At 50.7% G+C, this 17726-nt stretch carries 15 protein-coding genes and 1 other RNA gene; 13 read left to right on the plus strand and 3 right to left on the minus strand.

The window, feature by feature from the left end; translation table 11 throughout:
• Positions 1–25: 25 nt before the first annotated feature.
• Positions 26–652, minus strand: a complete 627-nt coding sequence (locus AB1I67_RS13225) for an HAD family hydrolase (protein ID WP_367030338.1) — start codon at positions 650–652, stop codon at positions 26–28.
• 270 nt (positions 653–922) lie between these two features.
• On the opposite strand from AB1I67_RS13225, the gene AB1I67_RS13230 reads away from it, so the two are divergent.
• The 3 genes from AB1I67_RS13230 (at position 923) to ssrA (ending at position 3168) form a co-directional block, all read left to right on the plus strand.
• Positions 923–1948, plus strand: coding sequence for a branched-chain amino acid aminotransferase (locus AB1I67_RS13230; RefSeq protein ID WP_367030339.1), 1026 nt, complete (start codon positions 923–925; stop codon positions 1946–1948).
• A 96-nt stretch (positions 1949–2044) separates the two neighbouring features.
• Positions 2045–2674, plus strand: a complete 630-nt coding sequence (locus AB1I67_RS13235; RefSeq protein ID WP_367030340.1) for a cytidylate kinase-like family protein — start codon at positions 2045–2047, stop codon at positions 2672–2674.
• A 154-nt stretch (positions 2675–2828) separates the two neighbouring features.
• Positions 2829–3168: a transfer-messenger RNA gene (gene ssrA, locus AB1I67_RS13240) on the plus strand.
• 99 nt (positions 3169–3267) lie between these two features.
• Here the strand turns inward: ssrA and AB1I67_RS13245 are convergent.
• Together AB1I67_RS13245 and AB1I67_RS13250 are read right to left on the minus strand one after the other, a co-directional pair.
• Positions 3268–3972 (minus strand): hypothetical protein, encoded by a 705-nt coding sequence (locus AB1I67_RS13245; RefSeq protein ID WP_367030341.1) that lies wholly within the window; start codon positions 3970–3972, stop codon positions 3268–3270.
• A 90-nt stretch (positions 3973–4062) separates the two neighbouring features.
• The gene (locus tag AB1I67_RS13250) at positions 4063–4674 is read right to left on the minus strand and encodes an RNA polymerase sigma factor (protein WP_367030342.1); all 612 of its coding nucleotides are present in this window, start codon (positions 4672–4674) and stop codon (positions 4063–4065) included.
• 176 nt (positions 4675–4850) lie between these two features.
• Here AB1I67_RS13250 and AB1I67_RS13255 point away from each other — a divergent pair, with 176 nt between their 5' ends.
• From AB1I67_RS13255 to AB1I67_RS13300, 10 genes are all read left to right on the plus strand, one after another.
• Entirely contained in the window at positions 4851–6248 is a 1398-nt protein-coding gene (locus tag AB1I67_RS13255; protein ID WP_367030343.1) for an MATE family efflux transporter, read from the plus strand.
• A 59-nt stretch (positions 6249–6307) separates the two neighbouring features.
• On the plus strand, positions 6308–7930 hold the full coding sequence (locus AB1I67_RS13260; RefSeq protein ID WP_367030344.1) for a hypothetical protein: 1623 nt from the start codon (positions 6308–6310) through the stop codon (positions 7928–7930).
• 411 nt (positions 7931–8341) lie between these two features.
• On the plus strand, positions 8342–10303 hold the full coding sequence (gene thrS, locus AB1I67_RS13265; protein ID WP_367030345.1) for a threonine--tRNA ligase: 1962 nt from the start codon (positions 8342–8344) through the stop codon (positions 10301–10303).
• A gap of 13 nt (positions 10304–10316) precedes the next feature.
• Entirely contained in the window at positions 10317–12248 is a 1932-nt protein-coding gene (gene thrS / locus AB1I67_RS13270) for a threonine--tRNA ligase (RefSeq protein WP_367030346.1), read from the plus strand.
• Between the two features lie 79 nt (positions 12249–12327).
• Positions 12328–12642: a DUF1540 domain-containing protein gene (locus AB1I67_RS13275; protein WP_367030347.1), complete on the plus strand. Its 315-nt coding sequence runs from the start codon at positions 12328–12330 to the stop codon at positions 12640–12642.
• 377 nt (positions 12643–13019) lie between these two features.
• Complete coding sequence (infC, locus tag AB1I67_RS13280; RefSeq protein ID WP_367030348.1) at positions 13020–13514, plus strand: translation initiation factor IF-3; 495 nt, start codon at positions 13020–13022, stop codon at positions 13512–13514.
• A gap of 30 nt (positions 13515–13544) precedes the next feature.
• On the plus strand, positions 13545–13742 hold the full coding sequence (rpmI, locus tag AB1I67_RS13285) for a 50S ribosomal protein L35 (protein WP_367030349.1): 198 nt from the start codon (positions 13545–13547) through the stop codon (positions 13740–13742).
• 34 nt (positions 13743–13776) lie between these two features.
• On the plus strand, positions 13777–14133 hold the full coding sequence (gene rplT / locus AB1I67_RS13290) for a 50S ribosomal protein L20 (RefSeq protein ID WP_367030350.1): 357 nt from the start codon (positions 13777–13779) through the stop codon (positions 14131–14133).
• A gap of 135 nt (positions 14134–14268) precedes the next feature.
• Positions 14269–16401 (plus strand): ATP-binding protein, encoded by a 2133-nt coding sequence (locus tag AB1I67_RS13295; RefSeq protein WP_367030351.1) that lies wholly within the window; start codon positions 14269–14271, stop codon positions 16399–16401.
• On the plus strand, positions 16398–17726 hold the full coding sequence (locus tag AB1I67_RS13300) for an extracellular solute-binding protein (protein ID WP_367030352.1): 1329 nt from the start codon (positions 16398–16400) through the stop codon (positions 17724–17726). The genes AB1I67_RS13295 and AB1I67_RS13300 overlap by 4 nt, the downstream gene beginning before the upstream one ends.

Here is a 17726-nt window from a genome sequence, read left to right on the forward strand (position 1 = left end):
GCGATAGGGTGCCTGACAGCAGTTTTTATTCCGCATTCTGTATGGACAGCAGATCTGAGGGGGAATCCAGACGATAGTCCGCATCGATCGTTTTATCCAGGCAGCCCCACAGGGCCAGTGCAAAATCCACGTGGGCGCTTCTGGCGCATTGGGAGTCGTAGATGCTGTCGCCGATATAGAGGATCTCACTGCTGTCGGTTCCGGTCAGCTCCATGTATTTGAGGAGCGGTTCCGGCGAGGGCTTGTGGCAGACTGTGTCACTGGCACAGACTATGGTCTTAAAATAAGGAGTAAGCCCAAGGCGCCCAAAATCGAGGGCAAGCTCATCCTGCGTCTCAGAAGTCACTACGCCAAGCTCACATCCGGACCGGAGCAGTGCGTCAAGGACTTCCGTAATGCCTGCAAATATATGGATGGTGTGGCGGTAGGCGCCCATGTTCTCCTCCCACAGCGCCATGGAAGCTTCAACGTCCGGAAGTTTCAACTCCTTTAGGGTGTCTCTTCCGGGGATTCCCAGGGAAAATGTAAGTCCGTCAGTTTCATATTCAGTTCCCGTGACGGTTTTTAACGTGTCGCGCAGGGATAACAGGACCGCTTCTTCTGTAAAGATCAGAGTTCCGTCTATGTCAAATATAATCTGTTTATACCTCATGGTATCCTCCTGATTTCCTGTAATAAATATGGAACTATTATAACACAGAGACGGCTGTTGGAAAAGAAAAATCGCCGTAAGGATCAAATGGAGGGATCATTTGGAAACCCTCCGCACAGGTTATAACAGAGACAGCAGCCAGAAAAACAGGTTATGCCAGCCATAAGGGAACGGTATAATAAAAATCAAAAACAACCATTGATTTTGCAGGGTAATAAGACTATAATGATTCTCAACACAGATATCTCATTACGGAATGGAGGAAGCAGTATGGAAAAGAAGAATTTGGACTGGAGCAATATCGGATTCAGCTATATGCCGACGGATATGCGGTATGTTGCAAATTATAAAGATGGAAAGTGGGATGAAGGCGGCCTGACTTCAGATTCCAACGTGGTGATCAATGAATGCGCAGGGATTCTGCAGTACTGTCAGGAATGCTTTGAGGGGCTGAAGGCCTATACAACCGAGGACGGCAGTATCGTTACCTTCCGGCCGGACTTAAACGCGGAACGTATGATGGATTCCGCAGCATGGCTGGAGATGCCGCCATTTCCAAAGGAGCGGTTCTTAGAGGCTCTGGACGAGGTGGTGAAGGCCAATACCGCCTGGGTTCCGCCCTTTGGAAGCGGCGCGACCTATTATATCCGCCCATATATGTTTGCATCTGGCCCGGTGATCGGCGTAAAGCCGTCTGACGAATATCAGTTCCGCATGTTTGGAACTCCGGTAGGACCGTATTTTAAAGGAGGCGTGAGACCGCTGACTCTCTGTGTCAGCGATTTTGACCGTGCGGCTCCCCGCGGGTCCGGTCATGTGAAAGCGGGGCTTAACTACGCTATGAGCCTGCATGCGTCTATGACAGCTCATGCGGCAGGATATGATGAGAATGTATTTTTGGATCCGGCGACCAGGACCTGCATTGAGGAGACCGGCGGAGCCAACTTCCTCTTTATCACGAAGGACAACGAGGTGGTGACGCCCAAGTCAGACTCCATCCTGCCATCCATCACCAGACGTTCCCTGGTCTATGTGGCAGAGCATTACCTGGGACTTAAGGTGTCCCAGAGACAGGTGAAGCTCTCAGAGCTTTCAGATTTTGCAGAGTGCGGCCTGTGCGGTACGGCAGCTGTGATATCCCCGGTTGGGAAGATCGTAGATCACGGCAGGGAGATCTGCTTCCCCAGCGGCATGACCGAGATGGGGCCGGTGACCAGGAAGCTCTATGACACTCTCACGGGCATCCAGATGGGCAGGATCGAGGCTCCGGAGGGCTGGATCCGCAAAATGGTATAGGCCCGCAAATATGCATTCCAATTCCTCTCAAGATGGTTTATAATAGAATCAGAAGAGAAAGACGCGTGATTTGTTTCAGTGAGAGGGGGGGATCGCATGAAGTGGAATCCGGTAGTTGCGATTGGCAGACAGTTTGGGAGCGGCGGACATGAGATTGGCGAGCGTGTGGCAAAGGAGCTGGGAATCCCTTGCTATGACCGTGAGCTGGTAGACCAGGCTTCTGAGAAGCTTGGGGTGGACCAGTATGATTTGGAGCAGGTGGACGAGGCGTCTTTGAATGAATTTTTGGCGTCTTATCAGATTCCGGCAGATTCTAATCCTGTCACGGGATATGGTTTGACGCTGAATGACAGTCTATATCTGGCCCAATGCGGGATCATCGAGAGCCTGTCCATGAAGGGTCCCTGTGTGATCGTAGGCCGCACTGCGGAGACAGTCCTGCAGAACAACCCGAAGTGTATCAGTATTTTTATTTCCGCATCGAAGGAAGACCGTATCAGGCGGATCGCTGCCCGCTATGGGCTTTCGGATCGTGAGGCAGCCGATGCAGTGCGCCGTGTGGACAGGAAGCGGAAGTTCTACTATGAGAGCCATACCGACAAGACCTGGGGCAGCCCGGATTCTTATCAGGTGATGCTGAACGTAAGCCTGCTTGGTATGGAGCGTACTGTGGACTGTATCAAGGCTATTTACCGGCAGATCAGCGGGAGCGGGCCGGAAAACTAAGATATGGAGCAACAGCTCAGACGGCGGAGGATATGCCGCCTGAGCTGTTACAATATGGAAATGTTGTAAGAATAACGTAAGCACAGGCATCTTGACATCGCCGCCCGCCGGTGTTACAATAAGGTTCCACCGATGAGTCGCGGTGAACCAGTGAGGGGTTGTACTGGTTTCGACGGGGGTCATGCAGCTGGTGAAGCTATCCGCATGCGGTGCGTTAAACGGCAAAATTAAAATTAAACGCTGAAGACAATTTAGCATACGCAGCCTAATGGCTGCTGTCAGCCTTAGTGCACTCACACATTAAGAATCTGGCATCGACTATGTGAGAAACGACTTACACTAAGCTTTGCGTGTATGGGCGTATCATGAAGCTACTGAAACCGTAAGGGTGTCTGTTCCCGTGCGGCAGAGGGAAAGTTAAATAACCGACTATGATAGTAGAAGAACAGGGAATTGGTTTTCGGACAGGGGTTCGATTCCCCTCAGCTCCACTTAAAAAAAGCCATAAGGATAGATGTTGTTTCTTTCAACACCTATCCTTATGGCTTTTTTGTACTGGATTGTACTGGACTAATATTAAAACGAAGACAAAGCTACGAAAACCCCAGTTTATGCAGCTCATCCATAAATATGTTCATTTTTACGGGCCGCAGAACCAGAGTTACGCTCTGCGGGACCTCCATGCCTGGCTGCAGGCCGGTGAAGCTTTTTCTGCCAACATAACAAAAATACTCGATATCTTCCAGCAATGATTTCGCCATGTTTATCGAGGCGCCGGCCAGACCACTTAAATTGCCGGGCATATTTGTGGTTCGGAATTCAAGTCCCCAGTATAAGATCTGAGCGTATACCGATGTAATGTCATTAGAAGCCCTGACTAGTCCAGCGGCATCGCCTGGTAAACCGGGCAGACCCAGTGCCTTTTGCAGATCACAGGAAAAAATGCGGTTCAGGGAAGCGGTACATTCCGGAAGCTTCTGTAGTTTTTGGTTCATCCACTTTATGTAAGGCAGCAGGTTCCTTTCAGATTCGTTCCCCAAAAACGGTATGGGACTGAATAATTCCGTTTTGAGCCCGTGTGCCTTATGGATACCGGAAGCGATCACGGCAAAAATCAGTTTGTGTTCCCAGGCATAGGGCCTTGCGGAAAGAATGTGCTGGATCTCGCCATCTAAACTGGTGCTGAGTGATATCTCATCATCTATTAGAGAAGAACCGCAATAATCGCAAATGCCATAATGCAAAGACGCTTCATAATGTACGGGGGCGCCGCAGTTTTTACAAATATATGTTTTCAAAATACAGTATCCTTCTTTCTATGATTGGCATATGGCTATTATAGCAGATGATATGGTGATTTTCCATATATTTGGATTGGTAACGGCTGATCATGTATTACCCTGGATTTCCGGCTCGTCAGTAGGACCAGGGGATACGGGCCCTGGCCTCTGCCGGAAGGGCGTATCCCGGTCCTCCGGCTTTTTGGACAGCTGCTCATTTATATACTGCCTTCCGCGCATCAGCCTCATGCGGCAGGCGGGTTCTGAGATTCCCAGGATCTGGCTGACCTCCTTCATTGGTCTCCCCTGGATCAGGTAAAGCAAAAAGATGATCATCCAGTCATTTTTCATTGCTTTCAATATATCCAGGATCTCCTGGCGTTTTTGGCGTTCCAGCACGATATCAAGCGGATTTTTCTCTGGCGGCGTACCCAGGGATTTCCCTTCCACGGCTAGGATGGCGGAATCTACATAGATGACAGGATGGGTGCCTTGTCTTCTGAAATAGTCGGTACAGAGATTGCGTATGATCCGGGCAAGCGACGCCCGTATCTTGTATTCCGGCCATGTGACCGGATAATGGGTATAAAAAGACGTGAAGGTTTCCTGCACCAGGTCATCGATCTCGTCGTATGGAATGGATTTACGGCTGGCGATCAGACGCAGCAAGGGCATGTAGCGGTCGTATATAGCGCGAAATCTCTCTTCTGTATTTTCCATGCTTCTTCCCCCTCGTCTTATTTCTGGTTACATTTTATCACATGCAGTCATATTTTGAGTTGATATGTTGAACCAGCCTTAATGTCAGTTGCCAATGAAAAATTCCTGCAGCTTGCCATTTTGATGAATCCGCGTTAAAATAATACCAGTATATGATTTGGAATGGAGATGCGGTTATGCAGGAGCAGGGGGAGTCAAGAAACGATTTTTCCAAGGGCAGTATTATCATGAATATTTTGAATCTGGCAGTGCCGATGACGCTGGCACAGCTGATCAATGTGCTCTACAATATAGTGGACAGGATCTATATTGGACGCATACCGGGGCATGACACCCTGCCGCTCACGGGCCTGGGCCTGTGCCTGCCTATTATTTCCATGGTGATCGCCTTTGCCAACCTGTTCGGGATGGGCGGCTCTCCGCTGTGCTCCATTGAGCGCGGACGGGGACGCAACGATGAGGCGGAGCGGATCATGGGGAATTCGTTTTGTCTTCTTCTGGTATTTGGCGTGGCGCTTACGGTTCTGGGGCTGATCTTTAAGCGTCCGATGCTGTATCTGTTCGGCGCCAGCGACCAGACCTTTCCCTATGCGGACAGTTATGTGAGCATTTACCTGCTGGGCAGCACCTTTGTGATGATCGGACTTGGGATGAACAGCTTTATCAACTCACAGGGATTTGGGCGTGTGGGGATGATGACGGTCCTTTTGGGGGCTGTCACCAATATCATCCTGGACCCTGTCTTCATCTTTGCGCTGAATATGGGGGTTCAGGGGGCGGCGCTTGCGACAGTGATCTCCCAGGGATTGAGCGCGGCCTGGATCGTATGGTTTTTGACAGGAAAGAAGACGATCCTGAAGCTGAGAGTCTCCTGTATGAGGCTTAAGAAGGAGCGTGTGAAAAATATCGTAGCGCTGGGATTTTCCGGATTTACCATGGCGATCACCAACAGCCTGGTGCAGATCATGTGCAACGCCACGCTCCAACAGTATGGAGGGGATCTTTATGTGGGCGTTATGACCGTGATCAATTCGGTGCGGGAGGTGGTGTCCATGCCGGTTCAGGGTATCACCAACAGCGCCCAGCCGGTCATGGGCTTTAACTATGGAGCAGGAGAGTACCGGCGGGTGAAAAAAGCCATTGCTTTCACATCAGTAAGCGCCATTGTCTATACCACATTTATGTGGATGCTGATCCATGGATTTCCAGAGTTTTTTATCCGTATTTTTAACAAGGATGCGGACCTGGTGGCGGCGGGGGTTCCTGCCATGCAGATTTATTATTTTGGTTTTTTCCTGATGTCTCTGCAGTTCTCAGCCCAGGCGGTGTTTGTGGCGTTGGGTAAGGCCAGGCGCGCGATCTTTTTCTCGATCTTTCGGAAGGTGATCATCGTGATACCGCTGACATGGCTGCTCCCTCAGATCGGAGGGCTTGGCACCAACGGCGTATTTGCTGCGGAGCCGGTTTCCAATCTTGTGGGCGGATTGGCGTGCTTTATCACGATGCTGGTCACTCTGCTTCCGGAGCTTCGTGAGGAACCTGCCGGTATTGACAAAAAACGGCTTGTGCCTTAAGATTCAATAGAGAATGCCCGGCATTGGAAACGCCGGCAAAGAATACGTGGGGACGGGATATGAAAAAGAACAAAAGATACCGGAAAATATGTGCGGCGGCGTTGGCTGGCATTCTGCTGGCAGGCTCCTGTCTGCTGCAGAATGCGGAGGCGGCGCCGCCGTCTTATTTAAAGGCAGCCACCTATGTGTCGGACGCCTGGGTCTCCAATTTCTGGAATACGGAAAGTGACCATATGGAGGAGGAGCTGGCGCAGATTGCGGCAGACGGATTCAACAGCATTATTCTCGTGATTCCGTGGCGGGAATTCCAGCCGACGATGGTTCCCATAGCGTACAATGACTACGCCTTTAAAAAGTTTGATAAGGTGATGCGTGCTGCGGACAATCAGGGGCTTGGTGTGGAGCTGCGGATCGGCTACACCTGGGATTATTACGGGGACGACGCATCTGCCCTCCGGTTCCGTGAGCTTTTGCGGGACGCAGGCGCAAAAGAGGCGTGGATGGATTATGCCAGGAAGCTGTACCAGATCGCATCGGCATATCCCTGTTTTCATGGCGGATTCATTACCTGGGAGGATTTCTGGAACTATGTTGAGGACGCTTCCGGGTTCGGTACCGGCCAGTACAGCCGGGACGAAGCGAAGAAGATCGGATATCAGTCCTATTTAAAAGAGCATTACACTCTGGAGGAGCTGAATGAGAGCTACCGTCCGTCTGAGCCGTTTACCAGCTATTCGGACGTGTATATCCCACGCAGGAGCCAGTATGCGTATAAGTTGTTTTATGAGTTTTATGATGATTTTCTGCTGGGGCTTCTTAAAGATACCCAGAAGGTGTTCCCGAACCTGTCCATGGAGGTCCGTCTGGATGTGGATCCGGTGGACAGTAAGGACGGTTCCGGAGGAAAAGAGGGGGTACCCCATTACCAGACGTTCTCCTGCGGGGATTCTGCGTACACCTCTTTGATGTACAGCGTGTCTATGGGACACGATTTTAACCAGAGCATCTCTGCGGCGGAAGCGATCAAGACGATGAACGAACAGCTTGCTGTGGTCCGGGAACATAACGGGGGCAAGCCGATCTTTATTGACCAGCTGCTTTATATGGACGCGACGGAGAATTTCAGTCACAATGCGCGGCTGCACGAGTCTCACCGCGGTCCGTTTTTGACAGCTCTGCCGGACACGCTCCGGACTTATACCAATGGATACGCCATATGGACGTATCGGAATTATACCAACAATCCGGTCTATAACAGCCAGTTTGCACTGGGAGCCCGCGGCTGGGAGGTGAGCCGGGGGACGACCACAGAGCGAAACGGAAGTACCATGATGAGGCTGCAGGCAGGCGGTAAGATCTCGCAGAAGGTCGGTCACCGCATTTCCGGACGGAATACCCATGAGAACCATGTGCGGTTTACCGTGGACAGCGATGCACCGGCAACTGTGACGGTGACTCTGGGCAGGACCAGCAGGCAGGTGGAAGTGGATGGCGCTCAGCAGTTTGATATCAACTTTGGCGAGGTGAGTTATTACGAGGTCAGCTTCAGCACGGACGGTGAGGTGTACCTCGATAATATCCATGTCTATAATTTTGTCCAGGACGGGCAGCTTTATGATATTGACGGCAATGAACTGAGCTGTCTGCCGTCCATGCGGACGCTGAACGGGTCCATGAACTGATGCTGCCCGGTCCCCCGCCTGCCGCCGCTGCAAATTGCGGAAACTCAGGGTGAATTTTACCTTGACATATTTTTAAGCAGTGCTATAATCAGATTCAGATATGATAATGCGTTGATGAGACCAGTAGCCTGATGGAAGCGCTCAGAGAGAGGTGCATTTGGTGTGAGCACCTTGCGGGGAGATCGGGGGAAGACCAGCTCGGAGCGGTCCTTAATCGGACACGGTGACACCGTTATCGTCAGAATGAAGAGGTTACAGGCAGCTATTTGGATGCAGCCGGTAGCAAGCAGGGTGGAACCGCGACAGACACGACAGAACGTGTATCGTCCCTTACTATGTATCAGTTGATTTGTGATACATGGTAAGGGGCTTTTTTGATTCAACAGTATAAATTCAGAAGGAGAATGAGAGATGAAGATTACCTTAAAAGATGGAAGTGTGAAAGAGTATGCAGCCGCGATGACAGTGATCGATATTGCAGCGGATCTAAGCGAGGGGCTGGCGCGCATGGCATGTGCCGGGGAGGTTGACGGCAATGTGGTGGATCTGCGGACTGTGGTGGACCAGGACTGCGAGGTGAACATCCTGACAACGAGAGATAAGGCGGGGCTGGCGGCCTACCGCCATACCTGCAGCCACGTGCTGGCGGAAGCGGTGAAGAACTTATACCCGGAGGCAAAGCTGGCGATCGGTCCGTCCATTGACACCGGGTTCTACTATGATTTTGATATGCCGTCCTTAAGCCGCGAGGATCTTGATAAGATCGAGGCTGAGATGAAGAAGATCATCAAGAAGGGGGAAAAGATCGAGCGTTTCACTCTGGAGCGGGATGAGGCGATCCGGTATATGGAGGAAAAGGGCGAGCCGTACAAGGTGGAGCTGATCAAAGACCTGCCGGAAGGGGAGACGATCTCCTTCTACAGCCAGGGTGAGTTCACGGATCTGTGTGCAGGCCCCCATCTGATGAGTACAAAACCGATCAAGGCGTTCAAGCTGATCTCTTCCTCAGGCGCGTACTGGAGGGGCAGCGAGAAGAATCAGATGCTGACCCGTGTATACGGTACGGCCTTTGCAAAGAAAGAGGAGCTGGAAGAATATCTGACCTATCTGGAAAATGTAAAAAAGCGTGACCACAATAAGCTGGGACGTGAGCTGGAGCTGTTCACCACAGTGGACGTGATCGGCCAGGGCCTGCCGCTCCTTATGCCAAAGGGAGCAAAGATCATCCAGACCATGCAGCGCTGGATCGAGGACGAGGAAGAAAAACGCGGTTACATGAGGACCAAAACGCCTCTGATGGCCAAATCGGATCTGTACAAGATCTCCGACCACTGGGGCCATTACAAGGAAGGGATGTTCGTGCTGGGAGATGAGGAAAAGAACGAGGAAGTATTTGCACTGCGCCCCATGACCTGTCCGTTCCAGTACTATGTGTACAAGGCGAGCCAGAAATCCTACCGCGACCTGCCCTGCCGTTATGGGGAGACCTCCACTCTGTTCCGGAATGAGGATTCCGGCGAGATGCACGGCCTGACCCGCGTCCGTCAGTTTACCATCTCCGAGGGACATCTGGTGATCCGCCCGGATCAGCTGGAGGAGGAGTTCAAGGGCTGTGTGGATCTGGCAAAATACTGCCTGACCACCCTGGGACTGCAGGATGATATCACCTTCCGCATGTCCAAATGGGACCCGGAGAATCCGGACAAATACTTGGGAACGCCGGAGCTTTGGGATCAGGTTGAAAATATGATGCGCACGATCCTGGACGACATCGGGATCGAGTATACCGAGGAGAAGGGCGAGGCCGCTTTCTATGGCCCGAAGCTGGATATCCAGGCGAAAAATGTGTATGGCAAGGAAGACACCATGATCACGATCCAGATCGATATGTTCCTGGCAGAGCGTTTCGATATGACCTATATCGATAAGGATGGTGAGAAGAAGCGTCCGTACATCCTGCACAGGACTTCCATGGGCTGCTACGAGAGGACCCTGGCATGGCTGATTGAAAAATACGAGGGAGCCTTCCCGACTTGGCTGTGCCCGGAGCAGGTGAGAGTACTTCCGATCTCTGACAAATATCTGGACTATGCAGGGAAAGTGGAGGAGCAGCTCAAGGCGAACGGCATACTCTGCACGGTGGACCGCCGGTCGGAGAAGATCGGCTATAAGATCCGTGAGACCCGTATGGAGAAGATTCCCTACATGCTGGTAGTCGGCCAGAAGGAAGAAGAGGACGGGACGGTGTCCGTCCGCAGCAGGTTCCTCGGGGATGAAGGCGCGAAGCCGCTGGATGAGTTTATCGATACGGTCTGCAAAGAGATCAGGACGAAAGAGATCAGGAAAGTAGAAGTACAGCCGGAGCAGAAATAGAGGAGATCATAGAATGAAGATTACGTTAAAAGATGGCAGTATAAAGGAATACGCTGCGCCAGTGTCAGTACTGGATGTGGCGAAGGATCTAAGCGAAGGTCTTGCGCGCATGGCGTGCGCAGGCGAAGTGAACGGAGAGGCCGTGGACTTGAGAACGGTGCTGGATCAGGACTGTGCGCTCAATATCCTGACAGCCCGGGATGAAAAAGGCCTTGCCGCTCTGCGCCATTCTGCCAGCCATGTGATGGCCCAGGCGATCAAACGTCTGTATCCGGGGGCAAAGCTGGCGATCGGCCCGTCCATTGCAGACGGATTTTATTACGATATGGATTTTGAGACCCCGATCACAGCGGAGGATTTAGAGAAGATCGAAGGGGAGATGAAAAAGATCGTCAAGGAGGCTCTGCCGATCGAGCGGTTTACCCTGCCGAGGGCAGAGGCGATCGCATTTATGAGCGAAAAGGATGAGCTCTATAAAGTAGAGCTCATCGAGGATCTGCCGGAGGGCGAGGAGATCAGCTTCTACAGGCAGGGAGAGTTTACCGACCTTTGCGCCGGCCCCCATCTGATGAATACAAAAGATATAGGAAAGGCATATAAGCTGCTTAGTATCGCAGGTGCATACTGGAGAGGCGATGAGCACAACAAGATGCTGACCCGCATCTATGCTACGGCATTTGCAAAGAAGGAAGAGCTGGAAGCTTATCTGACCATGATGGAGGAGGCGAAGAAGCGCGACCACAGGAAGTTGGGCAGAGAGCTGGGACTTTTCATGATGCATGAGGCTGGACCGGGATTCCCGTTTTTCCTGCCGAAAGGTATGGTGCTCAAAAATACGCTTCTGGATTACTGGCGTGAGATCCACAAAAAGGCAGGCTATGTGGAGATATCCACTCCGGTGATCTTAAACCGCAGTCTGTGGGAGACCTCCGGCCACTGGGATCATTATAAGGATAATATGTATACCACGGTCATCGATGAGCAGGACTACGCCATCAAGCCGATGAACTGCCCGGGCGGCGTTCTGGCTTATGCCTCTGAGCCTCGTTCCTACCGGGATCTGCCGCTGCGCATGGGCGAGCTTGGGCTGGTGCACCGCCACGAGAAATCCGGCCAGCTTCACGGCCTGATGCGTGTGCGCTGCTTTACCCAGGACGATGCCCACATTTTCATGACTCCGGATCAGATCAAGGACGAGATCAAGGGAGTGGCACGGCTGATCGACAGCGTTTACAAGCTGTTTGGATTCGAATACCATGTAGAGCTTTCCACCAGGCCGGAGGACAGCATGGGCAGCGACGAGGACTGGGAGATGGCTACCGACGGCCTGCGCAGTGCGCTGGATGAGCTGGGGCTTGACTATGTGGTCAACGAGGGCGACGGCGCATTCTACGGGCCGAAGATTGATTTCCATCTGGTGGACGCCATTGGAAGGACCTGGCAGTGCGGGACGATCCAGCTGGATTTCCAGCTTCCCCAGCGTTTTGAGCTGGAATATATCGGCGCAGACGGGGAGAAGCACCGCCCGATCATGATCCACCGGGTTGCTTTTGGCTCCATTGAGCGGTTTATCGGTATCCTGATCGAGCATTTTGCAGGCGCATTCCCGACCTGGCTGGCTCCGGTGCAGGTGAAAGTCCTGCCGATCTCCGACAAATACTTAGATTATGCAGGCAAGGTAAAAAAAGAGCTGGATGACGCAGGCATCCGCGCAGAACTGGATACCCGTTCCGAGAAGATCGGCTACAAGATCCGCGAAGCGCAGAAGAGCAAGATCCCTTATATGCTGGTGGTCGGCCAGAAAGAGGAGGAGGACGGCGTTGTGGCGGTCCGCAGCCGCTTTAAAGGCGATGAAGGACAGAAAGCCCTGGATGCATTTGTTTATGAAATAAAAGAAGAGATAGCGAAAAAAGAAATCCGGAAAATGGAAGTGAACCAGGGATAAATTCTTTCAGATAAATGCATACTAACCTTGATATTGGATGATATCAACATTCTACAAATCAAGGAGGTATGCATTTATTATGACCAAATTAGAGTGCAGCGTAACAAACTGTCTCCACAACTCCGATCACTGCTGCTGCAAGCAGGCGATCATCGTGGACGGACATGAAGCTAAGGAAAAATGTGAAACCTGCTGCGGAAGCTTCGATGAAAACCGCGAAGGCTTTTTCAAAAACGTATTTAAGACCCCGGAGAGCCGTCTGGAGATCGATTGTGAGGCAGTAAAATGCATTTACAACGAGAACCGTCACTGTGTAGCAGAGCACATTGGAATCGCAGGAGACGGGGCAAGCAAAGCAGAGCACACGGAGTGCGCGACATTTAAGGCACGGTAGGCATGGCAGTGCCGGGGAATGGTCATGGCTGTTTCCCCGGTTACATAAAAAACGGGGAAATTGCTGATGAAGTAAAAAAAGTCCTTGACATTTCCAAAGGAAGATAGTATAGTAAATAAAGTTGTGAAAACAACAACAGGAAAGTAGGTATCCACCTCACCTCGGCACGAGCAAGTGACCCTGGTTCATAGTTAAGAAACACGGATAAGCGGCGGCGACGTCCTATGTGATACTTGATACTTAGAGGGTGGATAGAATATTCTATCTACTTTTTTTACGCTCCGGCGTAAGGAAAGACCGGCGTTGACGGTTTTTCAAAAGCAGTGAAACAAAACATGCAGAATTCTATTAGGAGGTGCACGACAATTAGCGATTTAATGATTAACGAACAGATTCGTGACAAAGAAGTTCGATTGATTGGTGAGAACGGGGAGCAGCTGGGAATCCTGCCACTCATAGACGCGCTCAAGATGGCGCGGGAGGCAGAGCTTGACTTAGTAAAGATTGCGCCGACGGCAAAGCCACCGGTTTGTAAGATCATCGATTACGGCAAGTATCGTTACGAACTGGCAAGAAAAGAAAAAGAAGCTAAGAAAAAACAGAAGGTAATCGAGGTAAAGGAAGTGCGGTTATCCCCGAACATCGACACCAATGACTTGAACACCAAGATGGGTGCGGCACGGAAGTTCCTTGAAAAGGGCGATAAAGTCAAAGTTACCTTACGTTTCCGTGGTCGTGAGATGGCACATATGTCCAAGTCCAGATATATCCTGGATGATTTTGCCGAGAGCTTAAAGGACATTGCAACCATCGACAAGCCTTCCAAGGTAGAAGGAAGAAGCATGGTTATGTTTTTAACTGCTAAAAAGTAAACGTAAGATTGATTAAGGAGGAAGAACAATATGCCTAAATTAAAAACAAGCAGAGCAGCTGCAAAACGTTTCAAAAAGACCGGTACCGGTAAGCTGGTAAGAAATAAAGCATACAAGTCTCACATCTTAACTAAGAAGTCTACCAAGAGAAAGAGAAATCTTAGAAAAGATATCGTTACGGACGGCACCAACGCTAAAGTAATGAAGAAGATTTTACCATATCTGTAATAGACTGATTCGTGTAAGAAGGAGGAAAAAACCGATGGCAAGAATTAAAGGCGGTATGAACGCGAGAAAGAAACACAACAGAGTGCTGAAGATGGCAAAAGGCTACAGAGGCGCACGTTCCAAACAGTATAGAGTAGCAAAGCAGTCCGTTATGAGAGCGCTGACCAGCTCTTATGCAGGCCGCAAAGAGAGAAAGAGACAGTTCCGTCAGCTGTGGATCGCACGTATCAACGCAGCAGCAAGGATCAACGGCCTGTCCTATTCCAAGTTCATGTACGGCTTAAAGCTGGCTGGTGTTGAGATGAACCGCAAGGTCCTGTCCGACATGGCGATCAACGACGCAGAAGGCTTTGCAAAGCTGGCTGAACTGGCAAAGTCCAAAGTGGCTTAATCATAGTAAAACGCAAAGGAGGTTCCTCAGAGGGACTTCCTTTTTTGATGCGTTTTTATTGCATTAAAGATATGGAAATGCTATAATTGGTTAACAGATTATGTGTTTGCAGGTTATGGGAGAAGGAGACGTAAAATGCGCAAAGCGGTTTGGAAAAGCGTGCGGCACTGGTGGCAGTGGGCACTGATCCTATTGATATCCTTTGCGGTCATGAGCGGCGGTTACTGGCTGTTTTACCGCAGTATCGGACAGGCAGTTTACTCCACGACGCTCTCATTTATGGAACAGATCGCGGATCATGACCACCTGAATATAATCAATCAGATGGACAGCAAGTGGGAGTATCTTAAGACGATCCTTAAACGCATCGAAGCAACAAGAGACAGCCAGATCGAGGATGTGGTCTACAACCTGGGCGTTGAATCCAATATGACGACCTTTGATACGCTTTATCTGATCACTGAGGATGAAGATGTATACAGCAGTTCTTATTTAAAAACCTCCCTTGAGAAGATGCCATGGGCGGAGGACTTCCGGAATGCCGGCAGCAATTTTGTGACCAGGTATGATGAAGTCACACGTGAACGGTGGGGCGAGTTTTTGGTCTATGGAGTACGGCTCCAGGTTCCGGTCCAATGCGAAGAGAAAAAGATAAGTGGTGCAGTTGGCCTTGTGCCAATCTCGGAGATCGCGGACCAGATGCGGATGGAGAGCTTTGACGGGCGCGGATTTGCTGTTGTCATGCAGAAGTCCGGTGATATTATCACGGCCAGTCAGCAGTACCTTACATCGGATAATAATTTTTTGTCCCCCTTAGAAGCTGCACAGTTTAAGAATGGCAGCTCTTTAGAGGCCTGCCGTCAGGCGGTGCAGAGCGGCGAGACGCTGTTTATTGAATACAGTCTGAACGGCGACGCTTATTATGCCTTGTTTCAATCTCTGGATCATCACAGCGGGAATGACTGGTATCTGGTGGTCTGTGTTTCAGCTAAGGTCACGGAAGAACAGGTGAAAACACTGATCACTCGTTCCCTTCCGTTCTTTTTTATGCTTGGAATCTTGCTGCTTACGATTACATATTTTATATACCACAGCATGGACTCCGTGAAGATCGCCCGTGCTTCAGAACAGGCGAAGTCGGCTTTCCTGGCAAATATGAGCCACGAGATCCGGACACCGCTCAACGGTATCGTCGGCCTTCAGTATCTGATGAGGCAGAACCTGGACGACAAAAAGAAACTGGAGGAGTACTTGCAGAAAGCGGAGATATCCGCTTCTTATTTGAAGAACGTGATCACGGATGTTCTGGATATGTCCAAGATTGAGAGCGGACAGCTGGAGATCTACAAAAATGAGACGGATTTAAATACCCTGATCAGTGAAGTGAAGATCCTTTTGGAGAGCCAGACTGTGCAGAAAAATCTTCAGTTTGATATTGAGTGTGAGGAACTGCCGGCTCCCCGCATGTGGGGAGATGCACTGCGGATCAAACAGGTCCTGACTAATCTGCTGGGCAATGCCGTGAAGTTCACGCCCGAGGGAGGGAAGATCACCTTGTCCGTAAGACAGGAGATATCGGGTGATACAGTTAATACGGTATTTCAGGTGAAGGATACCGGATGTGGTATGGACCAGGAGTTCCTGTCGAGGATCTGGCAGCCCTTTGAGCAGGAAAGGCGGGTTGCCTCACAGAACGGAACCGGACTTGGAACAACACTAAGCAAGACCCTGGTTGAAAAGATGGGAGGATCCATTTCCGTAGAAAGCCAGCAGGACAAGGGGACTGTGTTTACCTTCTCGATTCCTTTCAGGCTCACGGAGCTGCCCAAAGAACGTCCTGCACAGGAGATCAGGGAGGACCGGCACCCGCTTAAGGCAAAGCGTATCCTGGTGGCGGAAGATAATGAGATCAACCGGATGATCGTTGTTTCTATTCTGGAGGAGCAGGGCTGCAGACTGACGGAGGCGGAAAACGGACAGGAAGCCCTGGATGTCTTTGCGCAGAGTCCGCCTGACTTTTTTGATCTGATCCTGATGGATATCCAGATGCCGGTGCTTGACGGATACGAGGCTACCCGGCGCATCCGGGCTATGGAAAGGAATGACGCGCGGACTGTTCCGATCATTGCCATGACGGCGAACGCATTTCGTGAAGATATAGAAAAAGCATTGTCAGCCGGTATGGATGATGTGGCGACAAAGCCGCTGGATATTAAGCTGCTGATCGAAAAGATAGAGCAGGTAAGAAGTGGGGAGGGACCGACGTGAAGAAAAAGCGCCTGTTGTGGGCCGTTGTTGCAGCTTTCTTGTGCGTATCGCTGGCCGGCTGCCGGGCGAAGAAAGAGGAGCAGCCGGAGAAGGTGACGCTGATCGTGAAGATGGCTCCCATAGGACTGGGAGATATACCGGGAGTGGGGGAAGCGGAAGTCTATGATCTGATGGCTGCTGCTGCGGAGCGTTTCCAGGCGCAGTATGATAAGTATGAGGTCGAGTTTGTACTCAGCCGGTATGACTATATGGACGAGCAGAAACAGCTGGCCGACAAGCATGGAACACCGGAGGCGGCTGACGTGTTTTTCTCCGGCTCTTATAATGTTCCTCTGTATGTGAAACGGGGATGGATGGTCCCGCTGGATGATATCATTGATGAAAAGCTCCGCAAGGATATCGATATCTCGATCTGGAACCAGAATTCTGTCGACGGCAAGGTCTATACGATGCCATTCCACCAGCTTCAGAATACCTTGATAGTGAACAGGGAGATGATGGAGGCGGCAGGCCTGGAAGATTATATACCCACAGACGATACGGTTGCATGCTGGACTACGGAGGAATTTAATCTGATCTGTGAAAAGCTGACGGAGTCTCTTACGGATGAGAATACCTTTGCATTCATGATGTATGCAGAAAATTATCAGGGCGACAGCCATATTATGACTTTGCTGCGGGCATATGGCGGTACGCTTTATGATGAGTTGGGGGATTTTGCTGTGAACACTCCAGAGGGCATCCGGGCCCTTACATGGATCAAGGAGATGGACCGGAAGGGGGTTACGCCGCGGGGAGCAGAGAATCTGGAACTGTTAGACTGTATCAATCTGTTTTATAACCGGCAGCTTGCGATCTGTGTCGGCAACCTGACCAATATGTGGGATGCGAGAAACCGTGGGATCGACGTATTTCCGGCTAATTTCCCCAGCATGTCCGGAGACGGTTACTGCACTGCATCTTCCAACGGGTTTTGTATTTTTGATAATGGGGACGAAAAAAAGATCCAGGCGGCAAAGGATTTTCTGGCCTATATTTACACGGATGAAGAATTGATGAAGTATGCCCTCGGCACGATACCGGTCAATGATTCAGTCATTAAGCAGTATCAGGATGATATATGGCTGATGAAGGCCTACGGTGAAAATACGTCCCATACTGTGGATAATATCCAGAACAATTTAAACTGGCAGGGAGTCAGAAATGTCTTTTACCTTCAGATACAGGATTTGCTGCTCGGGGAAAAAACACCGCAGGAAGCGGCCGCAGCCATCGACGATACCTGCAATGCAGCTTTGAGGGAGGGACGTGCCGAAGGTGACTGA

The sequence above is a fragment of the Clostridium sp. AN503 genome (assembly GCF_040719375.1).
Classification (GTDB): domain Bacteria; phylum Bacillota; class Clostridia; order Lachnospirales; family Lachnospiraceae; genus Brotaphodocola.

Excerpts from the sequence above, each read along its gene's own strand:
- AB1I67_RS13225 (WP_367030338.1), bottom strand. The coding sequence starts at position 652 with ATGAGGTATAAACAGATTATATTTGACATAGACGGAACTCTGATCTTT.
- AB1I67_RS13230 (WP_367030339.1), top strand. The coding sequence starts at position 923 with ATGGAAAAGAAGAATTTGGACTGGAGCAATATCGGATTCAGCTATATG.
- AB1I67_RS13235 (WP_367030340.1), top strand. The coding sequence starts at position 2,045 with ATGAAGTGGAATCCGGTAGTTGCGATTGGCAGACAGTTTGGGAGCGGC.
- AB1I67_RS13250 (WP_367030342.1), bottom strand. The coding sequence starts at position 4,674 with ATGGAAAATACAGAAGAGAGATTTCGCGCTATATACGACCGCTACATG.
- AB1I67_RS13255 (WP_367030343.1), top strand. The coding sequence starts at position 4,851 with ATGCAGGAGCAGGGGGAGTCAAGAAACGATTTTTCCAAGGGCAGTATT.
- AB1I67_RS13260 (WP_367030344.1), top strand. The coding sequence starts at position 6,308 with ATGAAAAAGAACAAAAGATACCGGAAAATATGTGCGGCGGCGTTGGCT.
- thrS (WP_367030345.1), top strand. The coding sequence starts at position 8,342 with ATGAAGATTACCTTAAAAGATGGAAGTGTGAAAGAGTATGCAGCCGCG.
- thrS (WP_367030346.1), top strand. The coding sequence starts at position 10,317 with ATGAAGATTACGTTAAAAGATGGCAGTATAAAGGAATACGCTGCGCCA.
- AB1I67_RS13275 (WP_367030347.1), top strand. The coding sequence starts at position 12,328 with ATGACCAAATTAGAGTGCAGCGTAACAAACTGTCTCCACAACTCCGAT.
- infC (WP_367030348.1), top strand. The coding sequence starts at position 13,020 with ATGATTAACGAACAGATTCGTGACAAAGAAGTTCGATTGATTGGTGAG.
- rpmI (WP_367030349.1), top strand. The coding sequence starts at position 13,545 with ATGCCTAAATTAAAAACAAGCAGAGCAGCTGCAAAACGTTTCAAAAAG.
- rplT (WP_367030350.1), top strand. The coding sequence starts at position 13,777 with ATGGCAAGAATTAAAGGCGGTATGAACGCGAGAAAGAAACACAACAGA.
- AB1I67_RS13295 (WP_367030351.1), top strand. The coding sequence starts at position 14,269 with ATGCGCAAAGCGGTTTGGAAAAGCGTGCGGCACTGGTGGCAGTGGGCA.